General features: G+C 36.1%; 14 protein-coding genes and 1 tRNA gene. 12 read left to right on the forward strand and 3 right to left on the reverse strand.

The window, feature by feature from the left end; all coding sequences use genetic code 11:
* The first annotated feature begins 90 nt into the window (after positions 1-90).
* Positions 91-660, forward strand: coding sequence for a signal peptidase I (lepB, locus tag IGJ23_RS02425; RefSeq protein WP_010720001.1), 570 nt, complete (start codon positions 91-93; stop codon positions 658-660).
* 140 nt (positions 661-800) lie between these two features.
* Here lepB and IGJ23_RS02430 read toward each other — a convergent pair whose 3' ends face one another.
* Positions 801-1,409 carry a class I SAM-dependent methyltransferase gene (locus tag IGJ23_RS02430; RefSeq protein ID WP_438774579.1) on the reverse strand — a complete coding sequence of 203 codons (609 nt, stop codon included), beginning with the start codon at positions 1,407-1,409 and terminating at the stop codon, positions 801-803.
* Positions 1,410-1,642: 233 nt separating this feature from the next.
* Between IGJ23_RS02430 and IGJ23_RS02435 the strand changes: the two genes are divergently transcribed.
* The 7 genes from IGJ23_RS02435 to upp all read left to right on the forward strand — a co-directional run bounded on the left by IGJ23_RS02435 (position 1,643) and on the right by upp (position 9,178).
* On the forward strand, positions 1,643-2,227 hold the full coding sequence (locus tag IGJ23_RS02435; protein WP_010719999.1) for a thymidine kinase: 585 nt from the start codon (positions 1,643-1,645) through the stop codon (positions 2,225-2,227).
* A 2-nt stretch (positions 2,228-2,229) separates the two neighbouring features.
* A complete protein-coding gene (prfA, locus tag IGJ23_RS02440; protein WP_010719998.1) occupies positions 2,230-3,303 on the forward strand; it encodes a peptide chain release factor 1 in 1,074 nt (357 codons plus the stop codon).
* Positions 3,296-4,135 (forward strand): peptide chain release factor N(5)-glutamine methyltransferase, encoded by an 840-nt coding sequence (prmC, locus tag IGJ23_RS02445; RefSeq protein WP_438774580.1) that lies wholly within the window; start codon positions 3,296-3,298, stop codon positions 4,133-4,135. The genes prfA and prmC overlap by 8 nt, the downstream gene beginning before the upstream one ends.
* 191 nt (positions 4,136-4,326) lie before the next feature.
* The gene (locus IGJ23_RS02450) at positions 4,327-5,358 is read left to right on the forward strand and encodes an L-threonylcarbamoyladenylate synthase (protein WP_126344611.1); all 1,032 of its coding nucleotides are present in this window, start codon (positions 4,327-4,329) and stop codon (positions 5,356-5,358) included.
* Positions 5,359-5,589: 231 nt separating this feature from the next.
* Positions 5,590-6,834, forward strand: coding sequence for a serine hydroxymethyltransferase (gene glyA / locus IGJ23_RS02455; RefSeq protein ID WP_034699610.1), 1,245 nt, complete (start codon positions 5,590-5,592; stop codon positions 6,832-6,834).
* Positions 6,835-7,366: 532 nt separating this feature from the next.
* On the forward strand, positions 7,367-8,314 hold the full coding sequence (locus IGJ23_RS02460; protein ID WP_438774581.1) for an alpha/beta hydrolase: 948 nt from the start codon (positions 7,367-7,369) through the stop codon (positions 8,312-8,314).
* A gap of 234 nt (positions 8,315-8,548) precedes the next feature.
* Positions 8,549-9,178, forward strand: coding sequence for a uracil phosphoribosyltransferase (upp, locus tag IGJ23_RS02465; RefSeq protein ID WP_010719993.1), 630 nt, complete (start codon positions 8,549-8,551; stop codon positions 9,176-9,178).
* Between the two features lie 393 nt (positions 9,179-9,571).
* On the opposite strand, the gene IGJ23_RS02470 is transcribed toward upp, so the two are convergent.
* Positions 9,572-9,814, reverse strand: coding sequence for a hypothetical protein (locus IGJ23_RS02470; protein WP_010719992.1), 243 nt, complete (start codon positions 9,812-9,814; stop codon positions 9,572-9,574).
* A gap of 119 nt (positions 9,815-9,933) precedes the next feature.
* Between IGJ23_RS02470 and IGJ23_RS02475 the strand changes: the two genes are divergently transcribed.
* From IGJ23_RS02475 to IGJ23_RS02485, 3 genes are all read left to right on the forward strand, one after another.
* Positions 9,934-10,006: transfer RNA gene (locus IGJ23_RS02475), tRNA-Thr, on the forward strand.
* Between the two features lie 848 nt (positions 10,007-10,854).
* Positions 10,855-11,250, forward strand: a complete 396-nt coding sequence (locus tag IGJ23_RS02480; protein WP_010719991.1) for a hypothetical protein — start codon at positions 10,855-10,857, stop codon at positions 11,248-11,250.
* A 137-nt stretch (positions 11,251-11,387) separates the two neighbouring features.
* Entirely contained in the window at positions 11,388-12,869 is a 1,482-nt protein-coding gene (locus IGJ23_RS02485) for a helix-turn-helix domain-containing protein (RefSeq protein ID WP_053765904.1), read from the forward strand.
* A 226-nt stretch (positions 12,870-13,095) separates the two neighbouring features.
* Here IGJ23_RS02485 and IGJ23_RS02490 read toward each other — a convergent pair whose 3' ends face one another.
* Positions 13,096-14,037 (reverse strand): glycosyltransferase family 2 protein, encoded by a 942-nt coding sequence (locus tag IGJ23_RS02490; protein ID WP_034699620.1) that lies wholly within the window; start codon positions 14,035-14,037, stop codon positions 13,096-13,098.
* A 216-nt stretch (positions 14,038-14,253) separates the two neighbouring features.
* On the opposite strand from IGJ23_RS02490, the gene IGJ23_RS02495 reads away from it, so the two are divergent.
* Positions 14,254-14,739 (forward strand): methylated-DNA--[protein]-cysteine S-methyltransferase, encoded by a 486-nt coding sequence (locus IGJ23_RS02495; RefSeq protein ID WP_025480241.1) that lies wholly within the window; start codon positions 14,254-14,256, stop codon positions 14,737-14,739.
* Positions 14,740-14,744 lie beyond the last annotated feature (5 nt).

The raw sequence follows: 14,744 nt of genomic DNA on the forward strand, positions 1-14,744 counted from the left end.
ACTTTCTAAAAAAGGTAAAATAAAAAAGAACAATAAAAAAATCAATTGAATAATACGAAGAGAAAACAAAAGTAAAGCGGGAGGTATGTTGTGAAAGAATTTTTTAAAAATTGGGGTATTTTGATCGTAGTACTAGCAGCTATTTTATTAGCTCGGGTCTATGTATTTACGCCAGTTACCGTTAATGGACATTCAATGGATCCGACGTTGAGTGATGGTCAACGATTGATCTCGTCGAAAATCTCAAAGTATGAACGCTTTGATATTATCACGACGAAAGAACCTGGAGATGAAGAACGAATGATCGTTAAACGAATCATTGGCATGCCGGGCGATACCGTGAAAATGGAAAATGATCAATTGACGATTAATGGTAAAAAATATAATGAGTCTTATTTAAATGAGTTTAAAAAAGATTTTGCGAAAGATAAATTGCAGAATGAATATTCTTACAGTGAAGCTTTCCAAGCACAGGCTGAAAATTCGCAGCATTTCACAAGTGATTTTGAATATGTCGTGCCCAAAGGAAAATATTTAGTTTTAGGAGATAATCGTTTGATCTCTAAAGATAGTCGAATATTTGGTTTGGTGGATGCAGACATGATTCAAGGAAAAGTAGTTTTCCGTTACTGGCCTTTAAACGAAATCAAAATCTTTTAAGTCTCTTTCTGAGTAGGTATCAGAAAGAGCATGAGCAAAAATGTAGGCAACAGTGGTCATGACCAAGTTGTCTAGCCCAGAAAATAAGCCACAGAATCCGAAATAGTCTTTCCTATTTTAAGGATTCTGTGGCTTATTTTTTATTTTTTTCCGCTAGCAAAAAACAAAGAAGCATCTTGGTTCATGAATAAATTTTTACCAGAGTGAAAAGTGTAGATATTCGTGGAATGAAACCCAATTTGTTCAAGTAGAGCCATAAGTGCTTCATGGTCAAACCCATTATGGACTTTTGGATGGTTGATCGCATCATTGTGATCAAAATCAATGATCAAAAGTTGACCGTTTGGCGTAAGCATGTGGTAGAGTTTTTCTAAGATCAAACGTGTGTCAGGAATATGCAGTAGGACTAATGACATCAAAATAAGATCTACTTTTTGATCGATTTTTTGATTGATGGATTCGGTTGTGGCATCGAACGTTACCGAAGAGACGTTTGTTAATCCGCTAGTCTTAATTTTGTCTTCAGCAATTGTTAGCATCGCATCAGAGGAATCAACTAGAAGAAGTTGCTTGAATCGGTCAGCTAAAGCTAACGAAACCAAACCGGTACCTCCGCCATAATCCATAAAAGTCAGTTCTTTGGTGGAAGAAGGTAGTTGAGAAATTAGTTCGTCTTGAATAATTTTTGCTAGTGCTTTTCTTTCGGGAGTATCATAATGGTTTGCGATTTGATTGAAGATTTCTGACATAAGGTCACTCCTGACTTCATAAGTTAGATGAATTTTATTAAGTATAGCAAAAAAATCTGTTTTCCCAAACCACTAGTTGATCTTGAAGAATTGAAAGACACGCAGCTATTGTTTTAAATGTATGAGTGTTTTAATCTAAAGTAACGTTTTTACCAGATGAAAAATTCTCACTGTAAAAAATAATGAAAATCAAGTATAATACCATAGGAACAAACTGGAAGGTGAGCAAGTAAATGGCACAACTATTTTTTAAGTATGGCGCAATGAATAGCGGCAAGACAATTGAGATCTTAAAAGTCGCACATAATTATGAAGAACAGAATAAACCAGTTGTCTTGATGACAAGTGGGATCGATACCAGAGATGGTGTTGGTGTTGTCTCTAGTCGTATTGGGTTAAAAAGAGAAGCCACGCCGATTTTTGAAGAAACAGATGTCTTTGATGTCATTTTTCAAATGGAGGATAAGCCATATTGTATATTGATCGACGAGGCGCAATTTTTAAAGAAAAAACACGTAATTGCGTTTACGAAAATTGTTGATGAATTAAACATTCCGGTGATGGCATTTGGTTTGAAGAATGATTTTAGAAATGAGTTATTTGAAGGATCAAAATATCTATTGCTTTATGCAGACAAAATCGAAGAGATGAAAACGATCTGCTGGTTCTGCCATAAGAAAGCAATCATGAATTTACATTATATCGATGGTCAACCAGTTTACGAGGGGGATCAGGTACAAATTGGTGGAAATGAAGCCTATTACCCCGTTTGTCGGAAACACTATTTTGAACCATCAATTATGACAGAAGGAGAATAAAGATGTACGATCAATTACAAGCAATTGAAGACCGTTATGAAGAACTGGGCGAGCTACTAAGCGATCCAGAAGTAATTTCAGATACGAAACGTTTTATGCAATTGTCAAAAGAAGAAGCAAACACTCGTGAAACTGTTGATGTCTATCGCCGTTACAAAGATGTCGTACAAGGGATCAAAGATACAGAAGAGCTATTAGGTGAAAAGTTAGATGATGAAATGGCTGAAATGGCCAAAGAAGAATTATCTGATTTGAAAAAAGAAAAAGAAGAATTAGAAGAAAAAATCAAAATCTTATTACTACCAAAGGACCCGAACGATGATAAAAACATCATCATGGAAATCCGCGGGGCAGCAGGTGGAGATGAAGCAGCGTTATTTGCTGGTGACTTATTCAACATGTATCAGAAATATGCAGAATCACAAGGTTGGAAAACGGAAGTGATGGAGGCAAGTATTACTGGTATCGGTGGCTATAAAGAAGTGATCATGATGATCTCTGGAGAAAATGTCTATTCAAAATTAAAATATGAAAGTGGTGCGCATCGTGTACAACGAGTACCATCTACAGAATCACAAGGACGAATCCACACATCAACAGCAACCGTTGTGGTCATGCCAGAAGCAGAAGAAGTAGAAATCGATATTGAAGATAAAGATATCAGAACAGATATCTATCATGCATCAGGGGCTGGCGGTCAGCACGTCAATAAAACAGCATCGGCAGTTCGTCTAACTCATTTACCTACTGGAATTGTGGTAGCAATGCAAGATGAACGTTCACAGCTGAAAAACCGTGAAAAAGCCATGAAGATTTTACGTGCCCGTGTCTATGATAAAATCCAACAAGAAGCACAAAGTGAATACGATGCAAACCGTAAATCAGCCGTTGGAACGGGTGATCGCTCTGAGCGGATCCGTACGTATAATTTCCCGCAAAACCGTGTGACAGACCATCGTATTGGTTTAACTATCCAAAAATTAGATCAAATCCTTGCTGGAAAAATGGATGAGATCGTGGATGCGTTGATCATGTATGACCAAACATCAAAATTGGAAGAAATGCAAAATGGGTAAGACCACGTATTTAGAAGTCCTATCACGGGCTTCTTCTTTTTTAGAAGATCATGGAAAAGAAGGTCATAGTATCCAATTTCTTTTTCTTGAACGTAAAGGTTGGCAAAAACTTGATTGGTTGTTGCAAATGAATGAGCCCATTTCTAGCGAAGATCAACAGATGATCGAACAAGATCTGGAGCATTTGATGAACAATTATCCGCCTCAATATTTGTTGGGGTATGCTGACTTTTATGGTCACCGCCTAAAAGTGACAGAGGACACTTTGATCCCTAGACCGGAAACAGAAGAATTAGTTGAACGATGTTTGCAAGAAACGTCAGAACAAAACTTGAAGGTCATAGATATTGGAACAGGAACAGGGGCAATTGCGATCAGTTTAAAAGCTGCAAGAAAGAACTGGGACGTTTCGGCTGTGGACCTATCTCCAGCAGCTCTTTCAGTAGCGAAAGAGAATGCGCAAAAAGCTGGACTGGTGATCCATTTTTATCATGGAGATACACTGGCACCGGTCAGTGATCAAACCTTTGACGTCATTATTTCCAACCCGCCGTATATTCGTTTCGATGAATGGGAATTGATGGATGAAAGTGTTCGGACATTTGAACCTAAAATGGCATTATTTGCCGAAGATGAAGGATTAGCCATCTATAAAAAAATAGCAAAAGAAGCAAAACAATGTTTGAAACCAGAGGGAAAACTTTTTTTGGAAATAGGATTTAGCCAAGGGGAGATCGTGAAACAAATCTTTCAAACGGCATTCCCCAATAAACAAGTAAGTATTCATAAAGATTTATTTGGAAATGAACGAATAGTTTCTGTGATGAGCTGATTGTGGATGAAAAAAATTTTTTATGTTTTTTTATCATAAAAAAACATTGATTTTACAAGGATGAAAACGAGTTATTGACTTATCAACATACTTATCCACTATTGACAAAATAGTTATCAACACTCTGTTGGTAACATGAGGATAAAGTAGAATAAATCAAGCATATTGAAAAATGAGGGTGTGGATAGACTGTGGAAACAAACTATTATCATGAAGAACAATTATCAGAAGCAGCACAAGCATTAAAAAGTGGCGAACTCGTTGCTTTTCCAACTGAAACTGTCTATGGACTAGGCGCTAATGCACTTTTGCCTGAAGCGGTAACCGAAGTGTTTTCGGTCAAAGGTCGTCCACAAGATAATCCTTTGATTGTCCATGTTTCATCGTTTGAGCAAGTAAAACAATTTGTGGATAACTTTCATCCTTTAACGGAAAAAATCGTCAATCATTTCTGGCCAGGTCCCTTAACACTTATTTTTGAGATCAAAAAAGGGTCTTTACCACCTATTGTAACAGGTGGGTTATCCACAGCTGCTTTTCGTATGCCAGATAACAAAAAAACACTTGAAGTCATCCAATTAGCTGGTATACCAATTGTTGGTCCTAGTGCGAATACTTCGGGAAAACCTAGTCCAACGACTGCGGAACATGTCTACCATGATTTAAAAGGAAAAATCAATGGGATCATTGATGATGGTGCAACCCGAATTGGTGTGGAATCAACCGTGATCGATCTCAGTGATCCGAATCGTGAACCCATGATTTTACGTCCAGGAGCGGTGACCAAAGAACAGCTTGAAAAAGTGATCGGTGGAAAGGTAGCCGTTGATCGTCATTTAGTCCAAAGTACTGAAACACCTAAATCACCAGGAATGAAATATAAGCACTATTCGCCTGATACGCAAGTCATGATGGTCCAAGAAAATGATTGGGAAGCCGCTGTAAAATGGGCGAAAGAAGAACATTTGCGTGTTGGAGTAATTGCAGGTCCTAAAATTGCTGAAGCTGTTCGTTTTGATGTAGCAGCAGTCTACATGTATTTTGATGATTCAGTAGAAGCCGCTACGAAAGGATTATTTGCAGGATTACGTGGGTTAGATGAGAAGAACCTTGGACTTGATATGATCTTTGTTGCAGTATTTCCAGAAGAAGGTCTGGGAAATGCTTATATGAATCGCTTAAAAAAATCAGCGGGACAAAAATATTTTGAAAAAAGAACGTAGGTAGCTTGTACCCATACTTTATTATGATACAATGCAATAAAGTAAACTCTACTTGAATAAACTTGAATAAAACTGAGAGATCATGATCAAAAGAGAAAGAATCAGCAATCATTCGTGAGATATAGCTTTTTACAGCGATCTGAATGACCAGCTAAGAATTTCAGCTGATCGTGCCTAGATTGCTAGTTGATTCATGATTTCTTAGTAAACAATAAGAAGGAGCTGTTGTGTGTGGTAGACTACAAAACGTTTGACCCAGATTTATGGGCAGCAATCGCAAAAGAAGAAGAAAGACAAGAAAATAATTTGGAACTTATCGCTTCCGAAAATTTTGTCTCTGAAGCAGTGATGGCGGCTCAAGGAAGTATCTTGACAAATAAATATGCAGAAGGTTACCCTGGGCATCGTTATTATGGTGGCTGTGAATTTGTCGATATCGTTGAAAGTTTAGCGATCGATCGTGCAAAAGAATTATTCGGTGCAAAATTTGTCAATGTTCAACCTCATTCTGGTTCACAAGCGAACACGGCAGCATATCTTGCTTTAGTAGAACCTGGTGACACGATTTTAGGGATGGATCTTTCAGCAGGTGGACATTTGACTCATGGTTCTCCTGTGAACTTTAGTGGAAAAACGTACCATTTTGTAGCCTATGGCGTTGATCCAACAACAGAAGTCATTGATTACAATGTTGTGCGGATTTTAGCTAGAAAACATCAACCAAAATTGATCGTTGCCGGAGCAAGTGCCTATGGTAGAATCATTGATTTTGAAAAATTTAGAGAAATCGCTGATGAAGTTGGTGCGAAATTAATGGTTGATATGGCACATATCGCTGGCTTAGTTGCAGCTGGTGTCCATCCAAGTCCAATCCCTTATGCGGACATTACTACGACAACCACTCATAAAACATTACGTGGACCACGTGGTGGTATGATTTTGACCAATAATGAAGAATTAGCGAAAAAAATCAATAGTGCAGTTTTCCCTGGCATCCAAGGTGGACCACTAGAGCATGTCATTGCAGGGAAAGCAGCAGCATTCAAAGAAGCATTGACACCTGAATTTAAAGAATACAGTGAACAGATTATTGCTAATGCCAAAGCGATGGCAAAAGTCTTCAATCAAGCAATCGGTACAAGAGTGGTCTCTGGCGCAACGGATAATCATTTAGTTTTAATCGATGTCCGTGGATTAGAGTTAAACGGGAAAGAAGCCGAAAGTATTTTAGATAGTGTGAATATTACGGTTAACAAAAATTCAATTCCATTTGAAACACTTAGCCCGTTCAAGACTAGCGGTATCCGTATCGGTACTCCAGCAATTACTACAAGAGGCTTCAAAGAAGAAGATGCTGCGAAGGTGGCGGAATTGATCGTCAAAGCTTTACAAGCCAAAGAGAATGAAGCCGAATTAGCTGAAGTCAAAGCTGGTGTGCGTGAATTGACTGAAAAATATCCTTTATATAATAAATAAAAGGAATAATCACTACAAAACGAGTCGCTTAACGCAAGAAGTACCATCAGCAGACATCAAAAAGCAACTGTTCCAAAATTCTTAGTTTGCTGAAATTTACTGTGTATTAAAAATAATCCGAAGAATCCAAAATCGCTTCTCCTGTTTTTGGAATTCTTTGGATTATTTTTTGAAATGGCTTATTGTGTGTGGATACTTTTTCAAGGGAAAGTTGTTGGAATCGCTTCTTTTGGGTGTTTTAGTTTTATTTAGGCAAAAGTTTTCTTCTATCGATGCAGCACGAATACATTGGTGAGATCTATTTAAAATAGCCTGAGATATAGGACTGAGATGGATTAGGTATGGAAGTGTTGAGGTTTTGTTTTAATGAAGGGATAAACTAAGACGGAGGTACTGGGGGAAGTATGGGGAATGCTTATGTTTACTGAGTTTGAGAGAAAACAAACAAACTGATTTTTTGACTTTTTCATTGGGGCTCACTAGTATATGAGGTGTAATTTGGCTTTTTATTATAATCTAGGGAGGAACCATGATGACCGAACGAATCTCATTAGAAAAAGCAGCAATCGAATTTAGTGATGCAAATGCTCCCCACCCAAGAATCTACGAATTACCACCTGAAGAAGGACGAGCGCTATTAGAAAAAGTCCAAGAATCGCCCATTGATAAACTACCAGTCGACATTGAAGATTTAACGGTTGATACTGGTCAATGGGGGTCCATCAACGTTCGTTTTGTTCGTCCAGAAGGAAATACTGATAAATTACCAGTAATTTTCTATATTCATGGAGCTGGTTGGGTTTTTGGTAGCGCACAAACTCATGACAAGTTGATTCGTGAATTAGCCGTTCGCACGAACTCGGTCGTCGTTTTTCCAGAGTACAGCCGTTCGCCGGAAGCAAAATATCCAACAGCGATCGAACAAAGCTATGCAGTCTTACAAAAGCTAAGTGAACTAGCGGAATCAAAAGGGTTAGATTTATCTGAATTAGCGGTAGCGGGCGATTCAGTTGGAGGTAATATGGCAACTGTAATGACTATTTTAACCAAAGAACGCCAAGGGTTGCCCATCCAAAAACAACTTTTGTTTTATCCGGTGACGGATGCCAATTTCACTACTGATTCTTATCAAGAATTTGCCGAAAACTATTTTTTAACAAAAGAAGGAATGAAATGGTTTTGGGACCAATATACAACTGATGATTCAGAGCGGTCAGAAATCACCGTATCACCATTACGAGCGACTTCTGAAGAGTTGGCAGACTTACCACCAGCTTTGATTTTAACTGGTGAAGCGGATGTTTTAAGAGACGAAGGAGAAGCTTATGCTCGGAAGTTACGTGATGCAGGTGTGGCAGTCACCCAGGTTCGTTTTCAAGGGATGATCCACGATTTTGTGATGGTCAATTCATTGGACCAAACCAATGCTACCAGAGCAGCGATGCTTTTAGCGACTCAGTGGTTACAGCAGGATCGATGATCCTATTTATATAACCAGATATATGTAATATTAATCTGACTAAAAGACAGTAAAAATAACAAAAAAATTCATTGTTCAAAGCTTTTTTGTTATTTTTTACTGCTTTTTTTTATTTTTGATTACTGTTGTTTTATTTATTTTATTTTCTTTTGAAAAGTTGTTGGTTTGACTAGTCAATTGGGTCTTTTTGTTTTACAATTAAAAAGAAACGACAGAACAAAGGAGACCAGAAAAATGGGCAAATTCCAAGTAATCGACCATCCATTGATCCAACATAAACTAACTATTATTCGTGACAAAGACTGTGGAACAAAAGTTTTCCGTGAGGTTGTCGACGAAATTGCTATGTTGATGGCATATGAAGTATCACGTGACATGCCATTAGAAGATATCGTAATCGAAACACCGATTACAGAAACAACTCAAAAAACGTTATCTGGTAAAAAAGTAGCGATCATTCCGATTCTACGAGCAGGTATTGGGATGGTTGACGGTATTTTAGAATTGATCCCAGCTGCGAAAGTCGGACATATCGGGTTATACCGTGACGAAGAAACATTTGAACCTCATGAATATTTCGTAAAATTACCTGAAGATATCGATGCACGACAATTATTTGTTGTTGACCCAATGTTAGCGACAGGTGGCTCAGCGATCATGGCGATCGATGCATTAAAAGAACGTGGCGCTTCAAATATCAAATTTGTTTGTCTAGTAGCTGCTCCAGAGGGTGTAAAAGCTTTACAAGAAGCACATCCAGATATTGACATCTACACAGCTGCATTAGATGAAAAATTGAATGAACACGGCTACATCGTTCCAGGTCTAGGCGATGCAGGGGACCGTTTATTTGGTACGAAATAAAAATAATAAACGCTAAGGCACCAAACCATAGTAGGATTTCTTATTCTATTATGGTTTTTTGTTTGTTATTAATTCTAGTAATTTTATCATGGTTTTGATAGAAAGTAGTTTATTCAAAGAATAGCTGCAAGAAGATGGATCAAAGAATATACGGAATTTGAAAAAACGGATGGAGTCTTGCGGAATCTTAAGTGAACAAGAGGAACAGCAAAAGAATAGAGGATAGTTTTTGACATCTCATAAGTCTTTATTGATGTGAGAAAAAAACTGTTTTTTAGTTAGAGAGAACAATAGGCACGTTTATGATCCCATGAATGGAATAAGTAATCCTAGATAGTTGATGAAATTTTTCAAATAAAAAAACCATCCCAAAAAACGCAGAGATGGTCAGTGTTAAATTTTCTTCAATTCTTTGTAATTGATGATGATTACACCTTTGCTTTGCGTCATTAAATTGGCATTTTCATCTGTTTTGTCAATTTCAACCACAGCCGAGTTTTTCAGTTGTTTTGAAATTGTTCCAGTTTGCGGTGTTCCATGAATCATAAATGTCACGTGAGTGTCGATCGTAAATTTTTCCCCAAATTCTGACGGTACGATAGTTGTATCAAATTTTCCAAACGTTGCCATTTTCATAAAACCTGCCTTTCATATCAATTATACCACGTTTTATGAAAAAAATCATGAAATAGAACGAAATTTACACTTGTGCCTTTACAAATTTTTAAAATACGTATATAATTTCATATGGAAACGCCAGCTTAGCTCAGTTGGTAGAGCAACGCACTCGTAACGCGTAGGTCGTAGGTTCGATCCCTATAGCTGGCATCATTTATAAAAGCAATGATCTCACAGATTTTTTATTTTGAGATCGTTGCTTTTTTTCGTAAGGAATTTGAAAAGTAGAGGAAGGACCATCATTAAAAATAGCGGATACGGTGATGTCTATTCTGGATCTGTTTTACTATTCAATAACTGAGAAGAAGCATCAAGATCTGGTTCTTCAACCAATTTTTAAACATCAAAATTAGTAGATTCTACTAGTTTTGATGTTTTTTTGTTGAACAAATGACAGCCGTCAAGTGCTAAAACAGATGGAATCATAAAACTGTTGAAAAATAAAGGAGTTTGGCACAACTAGAGGTTTCGTTCTTTTTTATAAAAAAACTAAGTGGGATTTCTAATAAATGTAAAATTATGGATAGGAAAAAAGCGGATAGGAAATGATTTTTTTCTTAAATCAAGTCAATTATTTGGCACATTATTCCTTTATTTGCTATCTAAGTCGCCTTTTTTTTTCACTGTAAATATAGATTACTATTTTTTAAAATGTTATACCGATTTTTTTATTGGTTATTTATTTGTCGTTATTAATGATAGCAAACTAGTTCTGTAGTTATATTTTTATATTGAAATAAACGATGTTCTGTATGATCTTGCTTCATGACCTTCTGATTTAAAAGTTGAAGAAATTTGACGATCAAAAAAAATTCACTTGAAATTAGTTATTTATTTTTCATATTTATATGCAAACATCAGCAAACCTTCATAATACTATTATTTTTTATTTTAAAAGTGAAAAAAATAGAAAAAAACGGAAAAAATTGGTGTTTATTCAATAAAAAACACTCTATTCTAATTATATATTTGAATTTATTTTAAATTAGGAGGGAAAAATGAAAAAGAAAAAAATTTATCAGGTATTGGTGATGGGGTTAGTTGTTGGTCAGGTTCTTACTAACGGGACAACATTTGCTTACGCAGCGACACTTGAAAGAAATCTTTTGGATGAGAGCAAGTTTTCAGATGAGCGTATGGATGCATTGAATGATCAGTATCAACCAGTTACTTATGTTTACCATAAAATAACGATAAATGAAGCGCCTAAAATTCCTAGTCAACTTCAAAATAAAGAGCTTGTTGAAACTCAAAATATAAATAAAAATGAAGTAAAACAGATCGTTTATCAAGTTCATCAGCAAATAAAACAACAAATAAAACCAACTACACAGCAACAAATAAAACAACGAAGTTTGTCAAAAACGAACGAAAAGAACCTTTCTAGCCTCTGATTCGAAATGTTTGGAATAGGATTCAATGCTCTTGAAGACAATCAGGTCTTTTGGAAAAAGAGCAAAACTGAATAATTAACATACTTCTAGTGTATTGAATTCATCTACTGGAAGTAATTAGGGAAAGGAATGGCGAAATGGATATCGTTCAGTTGCTAGATGAAAACTCAAAAATGAAAATTAAACTTCTGGAACTTATTCAGACAAAACTTGGTGAAAGAGTAGAAATCTCTTTTTTAGCGCAGAAAACAGGTATATCTAAATTTAAATTAAGTAAATTAATTCATGAGTTGAAAATGGAGCTAGAACAGAAATTATGCTTAAATGATTTTTTTGTCGTAAAGCGGGGCGTTATTCAAGTATATTCTTTTATTTGTGATGAGAACATTCTTAAATTACGTCAGCACTATTTAAATAGTTCGCTAACTTATCAGCTGCTTATTTTCCTGCTGTTTTCAAACCGACCGATTAATAAATTTACGACCGATCATTACATTTCAAATTCTTCTTTATATCTTTATAAAAAACGAATCAATAAATTGTTAGAAAAAGATCATCTCATTATTAAGAAAAATAAGATAGTAGGGAATGAATGGAAGATTCGCTCGGTGGGCTATGGCATTCTCCATAATTTGAATGGGATTGATTCCCCTTTTACTGAGCAACAAAAAAATCAAAGTGACCGGCTTGTATTTTGGATCGAACAATTTTTTAGGATTAGAATCCGTAATAGTTTACGTTATAAATTATCTTTATTTCTATCAATCAGTGCGCTTCGGATTCAGAGAAAAGCGTATTTGGATGAAGCACATCTGACGATCAAAGTTGATCAGACCTCAATATTGGTTCAAAAACTTGCAGGAAAATTGAAGACAGAGTACCAAATATCAGATACAGTAGCAGTAAAAGAAGCTTCAGTCTTGTATGCCTATTTATATGTTAATCGGATCATTGATAAGAAGTCTTGTCTAGATTTTTCTGAACTAGATCCGACACTGTCAATTTTTAATAATAATTATTCAAGTATGCTAAAAGGTATTGCTGATTCAACTTTTGTTGATCAACGTCTGTTTAAAGTGTTATTGAAAAATGTGCAACCGATACATGAACGGTTGTTATTTATGCCCGATATCCATCATCGTTTTGGAAATATCCATAATTTTCAATTTTTAAGAGAAGAATATCCTTTATTTGATCAGAAAGTCAATGAAACTATTATGGAAACAGCTCGTTCTATTTTACTTAATGAAGAAGAAAAAGCAGATTTATACATGTACTATATGATGGAATTGATTGAAAATTTTCCCTTAGAAGCAGTTGAAGAAGCTGTTTATATTACGTTGGATTTTTCTTATGGAAAAGCGTATGAAGAGTTTATTGCAGAACATCTCCAATATTCCTTAGCTGGAAAAATAGTCATTGAAAAAGTTATTTCTTCGAAAACGGATATCTATATTTCTGACTTTCATTTAGGAAACCTTCAATGTACCCATATCTTATGGCAACGATTGCCCAACAATCATAATTGGCAAGAACTAATTAAACAAATTAAACAATGCATCAGCGAAAAAAATGTCGTAAATCAAAAGGAAACGTCCAATGTTTCCTCTACCAGCTAGTCTTTTTTCTTTTACCTGCCTATAATGTGACAGAGATTCATTCAATAGCTTTATCGGAATGTTATTGTTATGTTTAGAAGTAATGTATTTGCTAACTAGAAAAATAAAAAAACACCTGAAATCACACGCTCATTTCAGGTGTTTTTTTATAGAGAAAACCTTGGGCACGAAGGGAGAACATCTCGAAATAGAAATAGCTATTCTCACCACGGTCAGTATTCACGATTTATTCTTTTTCACGAGAAACGATGGTTTGTTCTGTTTCACGTATGATATAAACGGGGCGTTGTTTGGTTTCAAGGAAAATTTTACCAATGTATTTGCCAATGATCCCTAGGCATAGTAATTGGATGCCGCCGATAAATAAAAAGATCGATACCATTGAAGGCCAGCCTGCTGTCGGGTCACCAAATAATAAGGCTCGTGCAATGATAAATAAAATAGCAATTCCCGAACCAATACAAGAAAGAGCGCCAGTGAAAGAGGCGATCGTTAGTGGTGCATCTGAAAAATTGACGATTCCATCAATCGAATAATTGAATAATTTCCAAAAAGACCAAGAGGTTTCACCAGCCACTCGTTCACGGTTTTCAAAAGAAAGATACTCTGTTTTGAAACCGACCCAACTAAATAATCCTTTTGAAAAACGATTGTACTCGGTTAACTCTAAAACAGCATCAACCATCTGTCGAGTCATCAAGCGGAAATCTCTTGCACCATCTACCATTTCTGTGTCACTGATTTTATTGATCAACTGATAGAACCGTTTAGCGAAGAAACTCCGAATCACTGGTTCTCCTTCTCTTGTTGAGCGTCTCGTTCCTACGCAATCAATGTCAGTTGTCGTGATTTTTTCAATCATGAGTGGTAGTAATTCTGGAGGATCTTGTAAATCAACGTCCATTACTGTGATTAGCTCCCCAGTCGAAGCTTGTAAACCCGCATAGAGGGCAGCTTCTTTTCCGAAATTTCGAGAAAAAGAAACGAATCTCACATATTCATATTTTCTCGCTAATGCTTTAATGGCTTGTAGCGTACCATCTGAGGAGCCATCATCAATAAACAAGTATTCAAACTCGTGTCCGTCTTTGAATTTTTCTACTTCATCGAAAAAAAGCGGTACAGTCTTTTCTTCGTTATAGCAAGGGACAACAATTGATATTTTCATATGATAAATCCTTTCAAGCAAATATTATTTGTTCGAACAGAATAGTAAATAAACTGTATTTTCTGTTACTTAAGTAATCATCATTTTTAGTTTATCATTAAGCTGACACTTAATAAAACTTTAAATTGCATTTTTAGCTAAAATAATACAAGATAAATAAAATAGTAGAACGGTAGAGGAGGGCAAGTCTAGTTCATTCAGGATTAGACGATGAAAATGAAAATAAATACGCCAATTGGAGAATTATGGTTAGATGCAGATCAGAATGGGTTGACGAAGGTTTCGTTTCATCCGATTGAAGAAATGGCGGTAAATGGTGCACAGGATCAAGGAAAGAAACAAGAAATCCTACTTGAAACAGAACGTCAATTGGCTGAGTACTTTGAGGGCAACCGGCAGGACTTTCAACTTCCGTTATCAATAAACACAGGCACGATTTTTCAACAAAAGGTTTGGCAAGCATTGCAAGAGATTCCTTATGGAGAACTACGCACATATAAAAAAATAGCAGAAACCATTGATCATCCCAAAGCGGTCCGAGCAATCGGACAAGCGAATCGCATGAATCCATTACCAATCGTGATTCCATGTCATCGAGTGATTGGACAAAACGGTCAATTAACCGGTTATATGGGAAATGCGGAAGCTGGCTTATTGATCAAACGTCAACTACTTGTATTAGAAAAAGCACTATCTGAATAAAAAAA

Origin of the sequence: Enterococcus sp. DIV1682a (genome assembly GCF_051711005.1) — a bacterium.
GTDB lineage: Bacteria > Bacillota > Bacilli > Lactobacillales > Enterococcaceae > Enterococcus_B > Enterococcus_B hirae.

Bases quoted from the DNA above. Each gene is read 5' to 3' on its own strand.
- IGJ23_RS02430 (WP_438774579.1), bottom strand. From the start codon at position 1,409: ATGTCAGAAATCTTCAATCAAATCGCAAACCATTATGATACTCCCGAA.
- IGJ23_RS02435 (WP_010719999.1), top strand. From the start codon at position 1,643: ATGGCACAACTATTTTTTAAGTATGGCGCAATGAATAGCGGCAAGACA.
- prfA (WP_010719998.1), top strand. From the start codon at position 2,230: ATGTACGATCAATTACAAGCAATTGAAGACCGTTATGAAGAACTGGGC.
- prmC (WP_438774580.1), top strand. From the start codon at position 3,296: ATGGGTAAGACCACGTATTTAGAAGTCCTATCACGGGCTTCTTCTTTT.
- IGJ23_RS02460 (WP_438774581.1), top strand. From the start codon at position 7,367: ATGACCGAACGAATCTCATTAGAAAAAGCAGCAATCGAATTTAGTGAT.
- upp (WP_010719993.1), top strand. From the start codon at position 8,549: ATGGGCAAATTCCAAGTAATCGACCATCCATTGATCCAACATAAACTA.
- IGJ23_RS02470 (WP_010719992.1), bottom strand. From the start codon at position 9,814: ATGAAAATGGCAACGTTTGGAAAATTTGATACAACTATCGTACCGTCA.
- IGJ23_RS02480 (WP_010719991.1), top strand. From the start codon at position 10,855: ATGAAAAAGAAAAAAATTTATCAGGTATTGGTGATGGGGTTAGTTGTT.
- IGJ23_RS02485 (WP_053765904.1), top strand. From the start codon at position 11,388: ATGGATATCGTTCAGTTGCTAGATGAAAACTCAAAAATGAAAATTAAA.
- IGJ23_RS02490 (WP_034699620.1), bottom strand. From the start codon at position 14,037: ATGAAAATATCAATTGTTGTCCCTTGCTATAACGAAGAAAAGACTGTA.
- IGJ23_RS02495 (WP_025480241.1), top strand. From the start codon at position 14,254: ATGAAAATAAATACGCCAATTGGAGAATTATGGTTAGATGCAGATCAG.